Origin of the sequence: Thioclava nitratireducens, from assembly GCF_001940525.2 — a bacterium.
Taxonomy (GTDB): Bacteria; Pseudomonadota; Alphaproteobacteria; order Rhodobacterales; family Rhodobacteraceae; genus Thioclava; species Thioclava nitratireducens.
The window spans coordinates 2,091,920-2,107,126 of record NZ_CP019437.1; the positions used below are offsets into that span (position 1 = coordinate 2,091,920).

General features: G+C 64.3%; 12 protein-coding genes. 3 read left to right on the top strand and 9 right to left on the bottom strand.

What is annotated here, in order from left to right; translation table 11 throughout:
• Nucleotides 1–2: 2 nt before the first annotated feature.
• Nucleotides 3–992: an agmatinase gene (speB, locus tag BMG03_RS10090; protein WP_075776538.1), complete on the bottom strand. Its 990-nt coding sequence runs from the start codon at nt 990–992 to the stop codon at nt 3–5.
• Nucleotides 993–1,099: 107 nt separating this feature from the next.
• On the opposite strand from speB, the gene BMG03_RS10095 reads away from it, so the two are divergent.
• Both BMG03_RS10095 and guaB read left to right on the top strand, forming a co-directional pair.
• Nucleotides 1,100–2,062, top strand: a complete 963-nt coding sequence (locus BMG03_RS10095) for a TDT family transporter (RefSeq protein ID WP_075776537.1) — start codon at nt 1,100–1,102, stop codon at nt 2,060–2,062.
• A gap of 298 nt (nt 2,063–2,360) precedes the next feature.
• Nucleotides 2,361–3,809, top strand: coding sequence for an IMP dehydrogenase (gene guaB, locus BMG03_RS10100; protein ID WP_075776536.1), 1,449 nt, complete (start codon nt 2,361–2,363; stop codon nt 3,807–3,809).
• A gap of 568 nt (nt 3,810–4,377) precedes the next feature.
• On the opposite strand, the gene BMG03_RS10105 is transcribed toward guaB, so the two are convergent.
• Nucleotides 4,378–4,584 carry a YjiS-like domain-containing protein gene (locus tag BMG03_RS10105; protein WP_075776535.1) on the bottom strand — a complete coding sequence of 69 codons (207 nt, stop codon included), beginning with the start codon at nt 4,582–4,584 and terminating at the stop codon, nt 4,378–4,380.
• Between the two features lie 386 nt (nt 4,585–4,970).
• Here BMG03_RS10105 and BMG03_RS10110 point away from each other — a divergent pair, with 386 nt between their 5' ends.
• Nucleotides 4,971–6,386 (top strand): tetratricopeptide repeat protein, encoded by a 1,416-nt coding sequence (locus tag BMG03_RS10110; protein WP_157771578.1) that lies wholly within the window; start codon nt 4,971–4,973, stop codon nt 6,384–6,386.
• A gap of 832 nt (nt 6,387–7,218) precedes the next feature.
• Here the strand turns inward: BMG03_RS10110 and BMG03_RS10115 are convergent.
• The 7 genes from BMG03_RS10115 to BMG03_RS10145 form a co-directional block, all read right to left on the bottom strand.
• On the bottom strand, nt 7,219–8,112 hold the full coding sequence (locus BMG03_RS10115) for a 2-oxo acid dehydrogenase subunit E2 (RefSeq protein WP_075776533.1): 894 nt from the start codon (nt 8,110–8,112) through the stop codon (nt 7,219–7,221).
• Between the two features lie 10 nt (nt 8,113–8,122).
• Complete coding sequence (locus BMG03_RS10120) at nt 8,123–9,553, bottom strand: NAD-dependent succinate-semialdehyde dehydrogenase (protein WP_075776532.1); 1,431 nt, start codon at nt 9,551–9,553, stop codon at nt 8,123–8,125.
• Between the two features lie 19 nt (nt 9,554–9,572).
• Nucleotides 9,573–10,931 (bottom strand): biotin/lipoyl-containing protein, encoded by a 1,359-nt coding sequence (locus tag BMG03_RS10125; RefSeq protein WP_075776531.1) that lies wholly within the window; start codon nt 10,929–10,931, stop codon nt 9,573–9,575.
• Nucleotides 10,921–11,916, bottom strand: a complete 996-nt coding sequence (locus BMG03_RS10130) for an alpha-ketoacid dehydrogenase subunit beta (RefSeq protein WP_075776530.1) — start codon at nt 11,914–11,916, stop codon at nt 10,921–10,923. The genes BMG03_RS10125 and BMG03_RS10130 overlap by 11 nt, the downstream gene beginning before the upstream one ends.
• 10 nt (nt 11,917–11,926) lie before the next feature.
• Entirely contained in the window at nt 11,927–12,925 is a 999-nt protein-coding gene (locus BMG03_RS10135; RefSeq protein WP_075776529.1) for a thiamine pyrophosphate-dependent dehydrogenase E1 component subunit alpha, read from the bottom strand.
• A 77-nt stretch (nt 12,926–13,002) separates the two neighbouring features.
• A complete protein-coding gene (locus BMG03_RS10140; protein ID WP_075776528.1) occupies nt 13,003–14,304 on the bottom strand; it encodes a M24 family metallopeptidase in 1,302 nt (433 codons plus the stop codon).
• An 89-nt stretch (nt 14,305–14,393) separates the two neighbouring features.
• Nucleotides 14,394–15,197 (bottom strand): SDR family NAD(P)-dependent oxidoreductase, encoded by an 804-nt coding sequence (locus BMG03_RS10145; RefSeq protein WP_075776527.1) that lies wholly within the window; start codon nt 15,195–15,197, stop codon nt 14,394–14,396.
• Nucleotides 15,198–15,207 lie beyond the last annotated feature (10 nt).

Here is a 15,207-nt window from a genome sequence, read left to right on the forward strand (position 1 = left end):
CCTCAGCCCGCCGCAGACGCGCCGCTGGACTGTCGCGCGTGGAAGATGAAGCCGAGGAAATTCAGCAGCACCTGCGCTGCGAGGATCGGGGTCGAGCCGCTGGGGTCGTAATCGGGGGCGACCTCGACCAGATCGATGCCCACAACTTCGTGCCGGTTTGCCACGCCCTGGAGGATCTCCAGCACCTCGTAATAGAGAAACCCGCCATGGCTCGGCGTCCCGGTGCCGGGCGCGATCGAGGGGTCGAACCCGTCGATATCGATCGTGACATAGATCCGTGCGCCTTCCGGGATGCGGGCTAGCACGCCCTGGGACCCCAGCTTGCGCACCTGCCGCACGCTCAGGAAGTCGTCGCCCATTGCGCGGGCGGCGTCATACCCGTCTTTCGCGGTGGAAGAGACGTTGCGAATGCCAAGCGCGGTGATGCCCGAGACATAGTCCTTCTCGGCGGCGCGGCGCATCGGATTGCCGTGGCCTTCGGTGACGCCGTGACGCTCGTCCACGAAATCGAGATGGGCGTCGATTTGCAGGATATGGATCGGTCCCTTCTCGGCGCAATCGGACTCGAAGGCGCGGATGCAGGGAATATTGATCGAGTGATCGCCGCCGATCACCACCGGCAGCGCGCCCGCCTTCAGCATCGCACGCACGCCGGCCTCGATATTCGCATGGCTCTTCACCGTGTCGGTATGAACGATGTCGGCATCGCCGATATCGACGATGGTGACCTCGGGGCCGAGATAGGTCGCGTCATCCTCGTGGTCGTAGGCGCCCGCGTGTCCGAAGGAGAACAGCGTCGAGGCCTCGCGCACCGCCCGCGGCCCGAAGCGCGCGCCGGGGCGGAACTGCGTGCCGAAATCGAAGGGCGCGCCCATCACCGCCACATCCGCCTCGATCGCATCCCAATCGGCCACGTATGCGCGCTTGCCGAAAGTCGAAATCCCCACGAAAGGCAGGTTCAGCCGCCCCGCCTCATACCCATGTCCCGCCATCTTGCCTCCAGACACCCTGTCGCACCCCCGACAGCTTTTCGCCACGCGCGAAATATTGCAAGCTTCTGCGCGACCGAAATGATTTGCCGATTGCCCGAGGAGAGCGCATGTCCTTCGCCCCGCCCAAGATGACGCCCAAGGGCCTGTTTCGCCGCACCCCGCCCGCGATGTTCCCGCCCGTGCTGGGGCTGATGGGCCTCGGGATCGCGTGGCGGCGCGGTGTGGGGCAATTCGCGCTGCCGCCCGATCTGGCGGAGCTGTTTCTGGGCGCGGTGACCTTGCTCGCGCTGTTCACGCTGGTTGCCTATGGCGCGAAGATCGTGCGGCGTCCGGGCGTGGTGTTCGAGGATCTGCGCGTGCTGCCCGGGCGTGCGGGGCTCGCGGCGGGAACGCTGACGATCTATCTGATCGCGGCGTCGCTTGCGCCCTATGGCGGGCTGGCAGCGATCGTCTTCTGGCTGGGCGTCGTCGTGCATCTGGGGCTGATCGCGGCGGTGATCTACACGCTCGCGACCGGCCCGGCCGAGCAGCGCCGCGTCAATCCCACGTGGCAGCTGACCTTCTCGGGCTGGATCGTCGGCGCGGTGGCGGCCGTGATCCTCGGGCTCGATAGCGTGGCTCTGGTGATGTTCTGGGTCGCGATGGTGTCGGCCGTCGTGATCTGGATGATCTCGCTGCGACAATTCGCACATGAGCGCGTTCCCGCGCCGCTGCGCCCGCTACTCGCCATTCACCTCGCGCCTGCGGCGCTGCTCGGGACTGTCGCGAGCGGGTTCGGCGCGATGGGCATCGCGCAGGCGATGGCGATCCTGTCTGCGGGCTATTTGCTGGCACTGGTCGTGTCGGTGCGCTGGCTGCTCGCTGGGGGCTTCTCGCCGCTCTGGGGCGCGTTCACCTTCCCGGTCGCAGCCACGGCGGGGTGCTGGCTCGCGCTTGGCGGCGTCTGGGCGCTGCCCGGCGCGCTGATGCTGACGGCGGCGACGCTGGTCGTAGTACCGATCGCGCTGAAGGTGTTGCAACTTTGGGCGAAGGGGCAGCTTGCGATGAAGACCAACGCCGCGATTGCGTGAGACGAAAGGGCGGCCCCCGAGCCTCGGGTGGGCGCTTTGCTCCGTACGTGGCCGGCTGCTTTGTCGTGAAGGCCCGGATGTCGAGTGTGCCCGCGACGACATGACCAATGCGCCCAACCGGGGGAGGCTCGGGCGCGGCCCGGGGCTGGTCGCCCCCGCGCCCAGAGACCTTTGGCGCGGTGCACGCAGGCCGACCTTTCCGCACACCCGCTGCGTACCGCGTCCGCGAGGGGTTGCCTTCGCGTCCATTGCGTGAAACAGCAAACTGCCAAACGCATCTGGACACTGGAGACCCCCCATGCAGATTCGCGAGGCGCTCACCTTCGACGACGTTCTTCTTCTTCCCGCAGCCTCTTCGGTGCTTCCGGCAACCGCAGATGTTTCGACCCAGGTGACGAAGAAAATCCGTCTCAACATCCCGCTTCTGTCCTCCGCGATGGACACCGTCACCGAGGCGCGCATGGCGATCGCGATGGCGCAGGCGGGCGGCGTGGGCGTGATCCACAAGAACCTCACCGTCGCGCAGCAGGCCGACGAGGTCCGCCGCGTCAAGCGTTTCGAGAGCGGCATCGTCTACAACCCGATCACGCTGCGCCCCGATCAGACGCTGGCCGATGCGAAGGCACTGACCGAGCGCTACGGTTTCTCCGGCTTTCCGGTCGTCGATGAAAACCGCCGCGTCGTCGGCATCGTGACCAACCGCGACATGCGCTTCGCCCAGAAGGACGAAACTCCGGTCTCGGTGATGATGACCACCGACAACCTCGCGATCCTGCAGGAGCCGGCGGATCGGTCCGAAGCGATCGCGATGATGCGCGAGCGCCGGATCGAGAAGCTGCTGGTGACCGATGACGAGGGCAAGCTGACCGGCCTGCTGACGCTGCGCGACACCGAGCAGGCTGTCCTCAACCCCACCGCCTGCAAGGACGAGCTGGGCCGCCTGCGCGTGGCCGCCGCGACCTCGGTCGGCGATGCGGGCTTCGAGCGGTCCGAGGCGCTGATCGATGCGGGCTGTGACCTGATCGTCGTCGACACCGCCCACGGCCATAGTCAGGGCGTGATCGACGCGGTGAAGCGCATCAAGCAGGTGTCGAACGATATTCAGGTGATCGCGGGCAACGTGGCGACGGCAGATGCCACCAAGGCGCTGATCGACGTGGGCGCGGATGCGGTGAAATGCGGCATCGGTCCGGGTTCGATCTGCACGACGCGGATGGTCGCGGGCGTGGGCGTGCCGCAGTTGACAGCAATCATGGATTGCGTGAGTGCCGCCGGAGACGTGCCGATCATCGCCGATGGCGGCATCAAGTTCTCGGGCGATTTCGCGAAAGCCATCGCGGCGGGCGCAAGCTGCGCCATGGTCGGCTCGATGATCGCGGGCACCGACGAGAGCCCCGGCGAAGTGATCCTCTATCAGGGCCGCTCGTTCAAATCCTATCGCGGCATGGGCAGCTTGGGTGCGATGGCACGCGGCTCTGCCGATCGCTACTTCCAGAAGGATGCGGCGAACGACAAGCTCGTGCCGGAAGGCATCGAGGGGCAGGTGCCCTACAAAGGCCCGGCAGGCGCCGTCGTCCACCAGCTCGTGGGCGGTCTGCGCGCAGCGATGGGCTATACCGGCTCCGCGACGGTCGCCGAGATGCGCACGAACTGCAATTTCGTCCGCATCACCGGCGCGGGTCTCAAGGAAAGCCACGTCCACGACGTCGCGATCACCCGCGAGAGCCCGAACTACCGGATCGGGTAAGTATCAGATTATACGTCTTTAATCGATCCTGCGGGCCGCGCGCGATTCGCGCGGCCTGAAGGTGAGCAGGATATGAACTACCCAGAACTGGACAGCGTTTGCTTATGCGAACTGATGCAGTTTCATTGCAGCTGCATCCGTTCGCTCCGATGCTATCTTTTCGAGGCTCGGTATATCGCTGACGCGTCGCTGTCGAACGGGGTTATGTTGATGCTTCAATGCACCGCCGATGCGCGCAGGTGTCGAGCGCGTCAGATAAACCGGTAGCGATACGGAACGGTCATCATGTCAGAGACAAAATCTCGGAAAATTGGCCGATCGCCCGATGTTTTAGTGCACATCCAGCGATCAGCTACGCCCAGCAGCCCCGGATGACGAGCTCTTGTCGGCCCATCCCAAACCAGACACTTGCTCCAAGCACAGCAGGCGTCCGCTCGCTTGAATTAACCTCTCATCTAATGACAGCAGTCATGCATTGCGCGGCTGCAACGCAATAAAGGTGTGCTGGAGGGCGACTGCTCGCGCATGACACCCGTGAAGGAAATGCCACCGCCCACCCGGCACAGGATCAATCGTCGCGGAGCGCGAAGCGTTTGTAGAAGGCGGTATCCGCGTCCTCACGTGATATCCCCATGTCCTCGAGTCGTTCGTCGGTCATGGAGCGCAACTTGTGCGAAGCGCGGTAGTTGGCATTCTGCTCCACAATCCAGTGGAGGGCGTGCATCCAGCCCTTGGGGCGGCGAATTTTGAGGGCAATGTCGCTTAGGGTTTGCATCTCTGGGCTCCTGCTGAAGTGGTAAACTGAAGCCAGATTGCCAGTCTTCCGCAAAACACCCGCAAAAGCCGCCCACCAAAACTCTCCCTCCAGCGTAAAAATCGCGTAAAATCGAATGCGACGACCGTAAGAAGCTTCGAGAACCGCGAGATATTATGGCTACGTCGACGGGACAGCTGCATTTGACACTTATCCTTCACGGAGTGTTCTCTGCCCATTATGGGTCAGGCCTCGAACTCGTGGGCCTGTCGCGAAGGGGGCAAGCGCTGCTTGCCTTCCTGTCACAACAACCGGAAATGCGGGCCGAGCGTGCGCGATTGGCAGACCTTCTCTGGTCGGACCGATCCGAGGGGCAAGCCCGGGCATCGCTCCGACAGGAGTTGTCGGTGTTGCGTCGCCTTTTGCCCGAAGGGATTCTTGACGCGAACCGACAACTCGTCTGGCTGGACCCGACCGCAGTGGTCGCCGACAAGTCCGGCTCGGGCGTATTTCTCGAAGGGTTCGATCTTGCCACGGAAGGTTTCGAAGATTGGCTCCGGGAAATGCGGCAAGCCGAGCGCCCTGGCTCAGCCACTCCTGTAGCTACAGCCGCCCCTCATAGAGCAAGGCGGCTTCCCAGCCTTGGAGTGCTCCCCTTCGAAGAGATCGGAGTGGCTGCAACAGACATGTTTGCCGACGGGGTGGTCGAGGAAATTACTGGTGCGCTCGGCCGGGTGCATGAGTTCCACGTCATCGCCCGCCAATCTGCAATCGCGATTATCGGCGAGCATCTGGATGTGCCTCAAGTCGCCGAAAGACTCGGGGTTGATTACGTTGTTGAGGGGACCGTCAGGCGCGCCGACGACAGAGTGCGGATCTCAGTTCAACTCGTAGAGGGGCGCGACGGTCGCACAATCTGGACTGAACGCTTCGACGACCGGCTCGACGACCTATTCGCCTTGCAGGATAGGGTCGCAGGCCAAGTCGCGGGGCAGATTTTACCCAGTCTGCGCAATGCCGAGATCGCACGCGCAAGAACCACTCCGCCGGAAAGCCGGAATGCTTACGAGTTGTTTTTGACCGGCCTGCCGCACATGTGGGCCCATCAACGCAAAAGCAACGCACAAGCGATTGACCTGTTCGATAGAGCGCTTTCGATCGCTCCGGACTATGGACCTGCGCTGGCGCATAAGGCATGGGCGCTTGCGCAACAGTGCTCCTACATATGGTCAGACAATCCTTTGGCGGATAAGGCAGAGGCGCTGCGGTTGGCGCAGCAGGCTGCCCAATTCGTCGGTGAACATGCGCCTTCGATGGTGGCTGTCGGCGCAGCAGTTGACCTCGTTTCAACGGATCACGATTTCAGCAGAACTTTTATAGATCGCGCGCTTGCGATCGACCCAAATTGTGCTTGGGGCTGGATGCGCCGCGGCTGGAACCGTCATTATCTTGGAGAAACCGAAGAGGCGCGCTTGAGCTTTGATCGTGCGGAAGCCCTTAGTCCACTCGACCCTTTCCTGTTCAACATAGAGTTTGGCCGCGGGGTCACATATCTCCATGAAGATCGCTTTGAGGAGTGCCTCAAACACTTCAAGCGAGGAATGGCCCTCTCTCCTGGCGTCGAATGGGCCTACCGTTTCATAGCGTCTCTGAATATTCGGCTTGGACGGCAGGCGGATGCCGAAGAAGCCTATCGAAAGCTGCTTGCAGCGTATCCGGGACTGACCGTTCGCAAACTGAGTGACTCGCTTCCACCATCAGCCGTAGAGAACCGGCAGGAGTTCTACGACGCAATGCGTCGGGCAGGTTTGCCAGAAGAATAGCTTCGTCACTCAAATACCCGATGACGCATGCATTGAATGCCATCTGACCATGAAGTCCAATTTGTTTTGGCCGATATAGTGAAAGTCCAGTGCCTGCCCGTTGGGGCCGTTCGTGGATATCGCAAGGAAATTCCGTTTCCCGCCCGGCATCCCCCAAGCCCGCCGCAACGCGCTCTAACCAGACATTTGAACCAAACGCAGCGAACTTCTGGAAGCCGTCCTTCTGGCAGTATGTCGGAAGCTAATCATCTCCATTCCGGTTTCCACAAATGCCGGAGACAACAAATGGAAAATCGTCACTCGAAACATGCCTCGACGGCTCAGTGCAGGGGATTGCTCGCCGTAACCCCCCAGAACCTGGGAGGCAGAACACATGGCGTGTGAAAAACATCAATCGATCGGTTCTGAGTCTCAGGAAGGCCCGCTGCGCCGCTACTGTGAGACCGACGAACTCGCAGTTCGGTTTCGCCGCCATACCCGCACGATCCGAGATCGGATTCAAAAGGGATGCCCGGTGAACGGACGTCGCTTGAAGCTACCAGCCACGCGTCTCGGGAAGAAATGGCAAGTCCGCGAAGATTGGCTTGTGCTCTTCGAACATGAAGCCCGGCCGCCTATCGGGCGGCCGGGCCTTGATAGGAATAGGGGAGTCGTCTCTGCCGGAGCCAGGGGCATTGCATGAAGCAGGCCGACCCTCTCGTGATGACACATCTCTTTGCAGGCACCTGTGCTTTAACCCGGCAATCGTAATCGGCGGGCTGTCTCCGGCGGGGGCGGCAGATCGCCACGTGGACCACGGCGAGGGCGCGATGCTTCGCGCCCCGTTCCGCCGTCAGATCAGCATCCGGCGCGGATCCGCCATCAGTGTTGCATAGCGCGACAGGAAGCGCGCGGCATCGGCGCCGTTGATGACCCGGTGATCGTAGCTCAGATCGAGCGGGCAAAGCGGCACCGGCACCCATTCGCCTTCCCAGACCGGTGTGATCTGGCTGCGGGTGATGCCGAGGATCGCGACTTCCGGAGGGTTCACGATCGGGGTGAAGGCGCTGCCGCCGATCCCGCCGAGATTGGAGATCGTCATCGAGGCGCCGCCCATTTCCTCGGGGCGCAGTTTCCGGCCCTGCGCCTTGCGCGACAGTTCGGTGATTTCCGCCGCGATTTCCCAAAGCCCCTTGCGGTCGGCGTCGCGGATCACCGGAACCATCAGGCCGTTCGGCGTGTCGACCGCGATGCCCACATGGACGTAATCCTTGAGCACCAGCGTCTCGCCGCTTGCGTCGAGCGAGGCGTTGAACCGGGGGAATTCGCGCAGACAGCGCGCCAGAACCCGCACATGGAAGGCGAGCGCCGTCAGGCGGGTGCCACGGTCCCGCGCCTCGTCGCGAAGGCCTTTTCGGAAGGCTTCGACCGCGCGCATGTCGGCGCTGTCGTGATGCGTGACCTGCGGGATCAGCGAATTCGCTGCGGACAGGTTGTCGGCGGCGACCCGGGCGATCCGTGAGAGTGGTTCTTCGGTCACCGGCCCGAAGGCCGCATGATCGACATCCCAGTAGCGCGCGGCATCCGGGGCGGGGCCGGGTGCGACACCGGAGCCCGCCCCGTCGGCCTTGCGATCCACATCTTCGCGCGCGAGCGTCTCGCGCCCGGTCTCCTGCGCGAGGCGGTCGAGATCCACCCCGCGTTCGGCGGCGTAGCTGCGCACCGAAGGGCTTGCGACATAGCTCATGGCATCCTCCTCACCAGCTGGCCGAGATGTATTGCGTTTCCATGAATTCGAGCATCCCTTCATGCCCGCCTTCGCGGCCGAGACCCGATTGCTTGGAGCCGCCGAAGGGCGCTGCAGGATCGCTGACGAGGCCGCGATTGAGCCCGACCATCCCGTAATCGAGCCGTTCGCAGACCCGCATCCCGCGCGCCATGTCCTGCGTGAAGACATAGCCCACGAGCCCGTATTCGGTGTCGTTGGCGCGCGCGATCACGTCTTCTTCGTCGGTGAAGGTCTGGATCGCGGCGACCGGGCCGAAGATTTCGTCATGCACGCATGCGGCATCCTGCGGCACCTTCGTCAGAACGGTCGGCGGGTAGAAATAGCCCGGCCCGTTCGGGACCTTGCCGCCGAGTTTCAGTTCCGCGCCACGCTCCAGCGCGTCGGTCACGAAGCTCGCCACCTTGTCGCGGGTCTTGGCGTTGACCAGCGGGCCGACATCGACGTCCTTCTCGACGCCGTTGCCCACCTTCAGCGCGCCCATCGCCGCTGTCATCTTCGCGGTGAATTCCTCGGCCACCGCCTCGTGGACATAGAACCGGTTCGCTGCGGTGCAGGCTTCGCCGAGGTTGCGCATCTTGGCCAACATCGCACCTTCGACAGCGACGTCGATATCGGCATCCTCGAAGACGATCAGCGGCGCGTTGCCGCCCAACTCCATCGCCGGTTTCAGCACCTGATCGGCGGCCGAGCGCAGAAGCTTGCGGCCGACTCCGGTGGAGCCAGTGAAGCTCACGACGCGCACCCGCGGATCGTGCAGCATGTGATCGACGATCTCCGCGGAATTCTCCGACGGCAGCACGTTCACGAGGCCCTTGGGCATGCCGGCTTCTTCCAGCAGCGGCATCAGCGCGAGCATCGTCAGCGGCGTCTCGGAGGCGGGCTTGATGATAACCGGGCAGCCTGCGGCCAGCGCAGGCGCGATCTTGCGGGTGCCCATCGCGGCGGGGTAGTTCCACGGCGTCACCAGCACCGCGATGCCCGCCGGTTTGTGCTGCACCACGATCCGCGCGCCAGAGGCGGGGGCGCGGGTAATCATCCCGTCGGCGCGCACGGCTTCCTCGGCGAACCAGCGGAAGAACTCGGCGGCGTAGCGGGCTTCGCCCATCGCGTCAGCCCCGGCCTTGCCGTTCTCCAGCGTGATGAGATGCGCGAAGTGATCAAGCCGTTCGGTCATCAACTCGAACGCCTTGCGCAGGATTTCCGAGCGTTCGCGGGGCGAGCGCGCCGCCCAGTCCACGAAGGCCTTCTGCGCGGCGTCGAGCGCCGCATCCGCGTCTTCGATCTCGGCGGAGGCGACGGAGGCGAGCACTTCCTCGGTCGCGGGGTTGATGACATCGAAGCGGGCGCCTTTCGCGCCCTGGCGCCACGCGCCGTCGATATAGAGGTCGGTCTGGTCCATGTCGGTCCGGTTCCTTGTATCAGAGGAGATGGCGCAGCGGCTCGTCCAGCCGCGCGGCAAATCCGGTTATCAGGTCGAGCGCCGCCTCGGGCGCGAGCTGGCCGGGATCGGCCTCGAGCGTGAGGGTCAGCGGATCGGAGCCGGTGAGCGTCAGCACTGGCTGCGCCTCTGCGCCGAGCGAGATCCGCTGCAACGCGCTGCCGCGCAGATCGCGGATCAGGAGCGCGGGGGTGGCATCCTCTTCCGACTCGGGGGCTTGCCCCAGCGGGTAACGGCCCGGATCGGCAAAGCAGCGGCTGCGCCCGTGACGCGAAACCGCGACCGGGCCCGAGAACGTCGCACCTGTCGCGAGACCGGCGAGCAGCGCGCCCGGATCGGGGGCCTGACCCGTCTCCGCTTCAATCCAGTCGCAGAACGCGGCGAAGCCTTTCGCCGACACCTCGGCGCTCAGATGCAGCGCTTGAGCGGTCGGAGCCGTCGCTGCCGCCGCTTGCGGTGCGGGCAGGGTGCGCAGCGTCTCGAGATCCGAGACGTGATAGGGCTGTGCGATGCCCGCCTCGGCCAGCCGCGCGAGCTCGAGCCCTTGTTCGCGGGCCAGCCGTTTCGCCTTCGGCGAGGCGAGGATGCGACCGCCGGGCGCGGGGGCTGCCGCGGGTTTCGCATACGGCCTAGCCGCTGCGGGCTTCGATGTGGTCTCTTTTTCCGGCGTGGCTTTGTTCGCCGGGGCTTCTGCCTTGGCAGGCTTGGGCGCGGCCGGTTTTTGCGCGTGGCTGCGGCGGACCGGGTTCGCGGGCGCCTCCGCCGAAATGATCGCAATCGGCGCGCCGACCGGAACTTCCTCGCCGGGGTCCGCGAGGATCGCGGCAAGGTAGCCCGAGACACCGGCAGGTACTTCGACGGCGCTCTTGTCGGTCTCGACCTCGAAGAGAATGTCGTCGGCACCCACCGCGTCGCCCGGCTCCTTGAGCCAGGTCGTGATCTGACCGGTCTCCTGCGCCATGCCAAGCGCGGGCATGATGACCTCCGCACCCTCGGGGAGCGCGTCGTCGTTCGCGGTCTCGGTATCGGACCCGGAGGCTGGCTCGTCGGCAGGTGCGTCTTGGGCAACCTCTCCGCCAGCTTCGGCCTCCGCGGCTTCCTTCGTCTCGGCGATCACCGCGACCACGGAGCCCACGGGCACGTCATCGCCCGCCTTCGCGCGCAGCCCGCCGAGGTAGCCGTCGGCCTGCGCCTCGACCTCCATCGTGGCCTTGTCGGTTTCGACCTCCATCAGGGGTTCGCCCGCCTTCACGGCATCGCCCGGCGCTTTCAGCCAGGCGACCAGTTGGCCCGATTGCTGGGCCATGCCGAGCGCGGGCATGATGACCTCATGCGGCATCGCTCACCTCCTGCCGGACCAGCCGGCGGGCCGCTTGCGCCACGCCCTCTGCCGTCGGCACGGTCAGATCCTCGAGCGCGGGTGAGAACGGCACCGGCACGTCCATCGCGCCCATCCGCAGCACCGGCGCGTCGAGGTGGTAGAAGGCCTTCTCCGAGATGCGCGCGGCGATCTCGCCGGTGATGCCGTAGCTCTGGTGGCCCTCGTCGATGACGATGGCGCGGCTGGTCTTGCGCACGCTGTCGAGGATTGTCTTCTCATCCAGCGGCACGATGGTGCGCGGGTCGATCACCTCGGCGGAGATGCCCTCCGCGGCCAGCGTCTCGGCGGCAGCCTGCGCCACCTGCACCATCGACGAGGTGGCGACCAGAGTGATATCGCTGCCCTCGCGCAGCACGTTGGCCTCGCCGAAGGGAATGTAATACTCCTCCTCGGGCACCGGAGCCTTGTCGTTATACATCAGCTTGTCTTCGAAAATGACGACCGGGCTGTTGTCGCGGATCGCGGTCTTCATCAGCCCCTTGGCCTCGTAGGCAGAAGAGGGCAGGGCGACCTTCAGCCCCGGGATATGGGCCACGAGCGCATGGAGCGACTGGCTGTGCTGCGCGGCCGAGCGCCGGGTCGCGCCCAGATTGGTGCGCAGCACCAAGGGCACGCTCAGCTTGCCGCCCGACATGTAATGGGTCTTGGCCGCCTGGTTGCAGAGCTGATCCATCACCAGAAACAGGAAGTCGCCGAACATCAGATCGACGATAGGTCGCGATCCGGTCATCGCCGCGCCCACCGCGAGGCCCATGAAACCGGGCTCGGAGATGGGGGTGTCGATGATCCGCTCGGTGCCGAATTCCTCGACGAGCCCGGAGAGGACCTTGAAGGGGGTGCCGGCTTCGGCCACGTCCTCGCCGATCAGGAAGATCGTGGGATCGCGGCGCATTTCCTCGGCGATGGCCTCGTTGACGGCCTTGGACAGGGTGATCTCGCGCATGATTTCCTCCTCAGGCGGCGTCGTTGGGGGCGTAGACATGCATGTCGACCTCGCCCGGATCGGGGTAGGCGGCGGCCAGCGCATATTCGACGGCGTCGGCGGCGTCTTTCTTCACCGCTTCGCGGATCTCCTCGAGTTCCGCATCGCTCGCGACGCCCTCGCCGACGAGCCATTTGCCGAAATTGATGATCGGGTCGCGCTGCTCCTTCCAGATCGTCTCTTCGTCCTTGGAGCGGTAGTAGTCGCGGTTGATGTCGCCGACATGGTGACCGTGATAGCGGTAAGTCTTGAGTTCGATGAAGAACGGGCCTTCGCCCTTGCGGGCGCGGGCGACCAGTCGCTGCGCCAGCTCGTTCACCGCCAGCACGTCCTGCCCGTCGACCTCGAAGCTCTCGATGCCGAAAGCCTCGGCGCGCGCGGTCAGCGAACCAGCTGCGATCTCGTCGGTCTTGGTGTATTCGGAATAGCCGTTATTCTCGCAGGCATAGATGACCGGCAGCTTCCAGAGCGCGGCCATGTTCATCACCTCGTACCAAAGGCCCTGCGCGGTCGCGCCGTCGCCGAAGAAGCAGACGGTCACGTCGTCGCGCCCGAGCCGGCGGGCCGAGAGTGCGGCCCCTGTGGCGATCCCCATCGAGCCGCCAACGATGGCGTTGGCGCCGAGATTGCCGTGGCTCTGATCGGCGATATGCATCGAGCCACCCTTGCCGCGGCAATAGCCCTCGGCCTTGCCGAGAAGCTCGCAGAACATCTGCTTGAACTCGGCCCCCTTGGCGACGCAATGGCCGTGGCCCCGGTGCGTCGAGGTGATCTTGTCGTCGTCGGTCAGCGCCTCGCAGATGCCCACCGCGACGGCCTCCTCGCCGGAATACATGTGGGTCAGGCCCGGCATCTTGGCCGAGAGATACAGCTGGTTGGCGTTGTCCTCGAAGCTGCGGATGCGCACCATCTGGCGATACATGCGCAGGTAGTCTTCGGTATTCGTCTTGCGCTTGGTGGCTTTGGCCATGGCGCGCTCCCCCCTTTGGCGTAGGCGTTATGCGTAAGGTCCGGGCCCGCGCGGAATGGCGCGGGCCCGGGAGCCGGTCAGTAGCGGGCCGCGATCGGCAGCTCTTCGGCCGGGAAAAGGCTGATCACGGTGCAGCCCTTGTCGGTCACCACGACCTCCTCCTCGATCCGTGCCGCCGAATAGCCGTCAGAGGCCGGGCAATAGGTTTCGAGTGCGAAGACCATGCCGGTCTGGATCTCCATCGGATTGTCGAGCGACACCGCCCGGCTGATGATCGGCCGTTCGTGCAGCGCGAGACCCAGCCCGTGGCCGAATTGCAGACCGAAGGCCGACAGCTCGTCGGGGAAGCCGAATTCCTCGCATTTCGGGAAAGCCTTCGCGACGACATCGGTGGTGACGCCCGGCTTGATCAGGGCGATCGCGTTGTCGAGCCATTCGCGGCACCGGATGTAGGCGTCGTTCTGCGAGGGCGTCGCGCGACCGATGTTGAAGGTCCGGTAATAGCAGGTGCGGTAACCCTGATAGCTTTGCAGGATGTCGAAGAAGGCCTGATCACCGGGCCGGAACAGGCGGTCGGTGAAGTTATGCGGGTGCGGGTTGCAGCGCTCGCCCGAGATCGCGTTGATCGCTTCCACGTCGTCCGAGCCCATCTCGTAGAGGAGCTTGTTCGACATCGCGACGATATCGTTCTCGCGCACGCCCGGTTTCAGCTCCTCGTGGATCATGTGGTAGACGCCATCGACCATCGAAGCCGCCTGGTTGAGCAGCTGGATCTCATCGATATTCTTGATCTCGCGGGCCGAGAGCATGACCTGCTGGCCGTCCACGACGTTCAGCCCGGCTTCCTTCAGCGCGAAGAACATCGCCGTCTCGGCATAGTCCACGCCCACCGGCATGTCGGCCATGCCCGCCTTCTTGATCAGCGAGGCGATCTCCTCGGCATATTTCTTCATCAGCCCGAAGGAGGGCGGGATCGTTCCGCGCATGCCGACGACGCCCGCCAGCATCCGCTCGGGGTCGAGCCAGTCGCAATATTCGCGGTGGTGCACGGCGGCGGAGCCGAAGTCCCAGACATAGGGTTCTTCATCTCCTGCGAGCAGGCAGAACCGGCACATCTTGTCGCGTTCCCACTCGCCGATCTTGGTGCCGGAGATGTAGCGGATGTTGTTCACATCGAACAGCAGCAGCGAGCCGCAGCCCGATTTCTTCAGCGCATCCTTGGCGCGGCTGAGGCGGTAGCGGCGCAGACGGTCGTGATCGACGCGGCGCTCGAAATCCACCGAGGTGTGACCCCAGGCGGGGATGTGCTTTTCCCAGCGCCAGTTCGGGTCGATGTCCCCGGGTTGCAGAATGCGCGGGTTGAGGGCGGTCGTGGTCATGATATGTCTCCCGGCGCGGCCGTTCCGGCGCGCCTGTTCGGTTGCGATTGTCTAAGAGTCCCGGGGTGTTGGCCCGGTTCAGGCGCGGATCACTGGATGACCCAGCCGCCGTCGATATGGATCATCTGGCCGGTCATGTAGTCGCTCTCCGGGCTGACGAGGAACGCCGCCGTTCCCTTCACGTCATCCGGGTAGGAGACCTTCTTGAGCGCGAGGATTTCGGCCAGATCGTCGAAGGCCTGACCTTCACGCTCCTTGAAGCCGATATCCACGAGATCCTTGTCGAGCTGCTCCCAGAGCGGCGTCTTCACCACGCCGGGCGCGTAGCCGTTCACGGTGATGCCATGCTCTGCCAGCGCGATAGCCCCGCAATGGGTCAGCGCGAGGCAGCCGTATTTCGAGGTGCAGTAGACCGTCACGTCGACCAGCGGCTTGCGCGAGGCGACGGAGCCCACGTTGATCAGCTTGTAGGGATAGTCCTGCTTGCCCTGCGCGATCATCTGCCGTGCGGTTTCCTGCATGCCGAGCCACATGCCCTTGGTGTTGACCGTCATGATGTGATCCCAGTTGTCTTCATCGATATCCATGAAGAACCGGGGCTTGTTCAGGCCCGCATTGAACAGGCCGACATTGATCATGCCGAAGGCGTCGACGGTGGCTGCGACCGCATCGGCATTGTCCTTGCGCTTGGTGACGTCCATGCGCACCGCGATCGCCTTGCCGTTGCCGCCCTTGTTGATACGGTCGGCGGTCTCCTGGGCTGCGTCGAGATCGATATCACCCAGGCAGACATTCGCGCCCTGCTGCGCGAAATACTCCGCGTTGCACGCACCCATGCCCTGGCCTGCGCCGGTGATCAGGATGTTCTTTCCCTTCAGTCGATCGGGGTCCATGTCTTTCCTC

Bases quoted from the DNA above. Each gene is read 5' to 3' on its own strand.
- speB (WP_075776538.1), bottom strand. From the start codon at position 992: ATGGCGGGACATGGGTATGAGGCGGGGCGGCTGAACCTGCCTTTCGTG.
- BMG03_RS10095 (WP_075776537.1), top strand. From the start codon at position 1,100: ATGTCCTTCGCCCCGCCCAAGATGACGCCCAAGGGCCTGTTTCGCCGC.
- BMG03_RS10115 (WP_075776533.1), bottom strand. From the start codon at position 8,112: ATGAGCTATGTCGCAAGCCCTTCGGTGCGCAGCTACGCCGCCGAACGC.
- guaB (WP_075776536.1), top strand. From the start codon at position 2,361: ATGCAGATTCGCGAGGCGCTCACCTTCGACGACGTTCTTCTTCTTCCC.
- BMG03_RS10125 (WP_075776531.1), bottom strand. From the start codon at position 10,931: ATGCCGCATGAGGTCATCATGCCCGCGCTCGGCATGGCCCAGCAATCG.
- BMG03_RS10105 (WP_075776535.1), bottom strand. From the start codon at position 4,584: ATGCAAACCCTAAGCGACATTGCCCTCAAAATTCGCCGCCCCAAGGGC.
- BMG03_RS10120 (WP_075776532.1), bottom strand. From the start codon at position 9,553: ATGGACCAGACCGACCTCTATATCGACGGCGCGTGGCGCCAGGGCGCG.
- BMG03_RS10145 (WP_075776527.1), bottom strand. From the start codon at position 15,197: ATGGACCCCGATCGACTGAAGGGAAAGAACATCCTGATCACCGGCGCA.
- BMG03_RS10130 (WP_075776530.1), bottom strand. From the start codon at position 11,916: ATGCGCGAGATCACCCTGTCCAAGGCCGTCAACGAGGCCATCGCCGAG.
- BMG03_RS10135 (WP_075776529.1), bottom strand. From the start codon at position 12,925: ATGGCCAAAGCCACCAAGCGCAAGACGAATACCGAAGACTACCTGCGC.
- BMG03_RS10140 (WP_075776528.1), bottom strand. From the start codon at position 14,304: ATGACCACGACCGCCCTCAACCCGCGCATTCTGCAACCCGGGGACATC.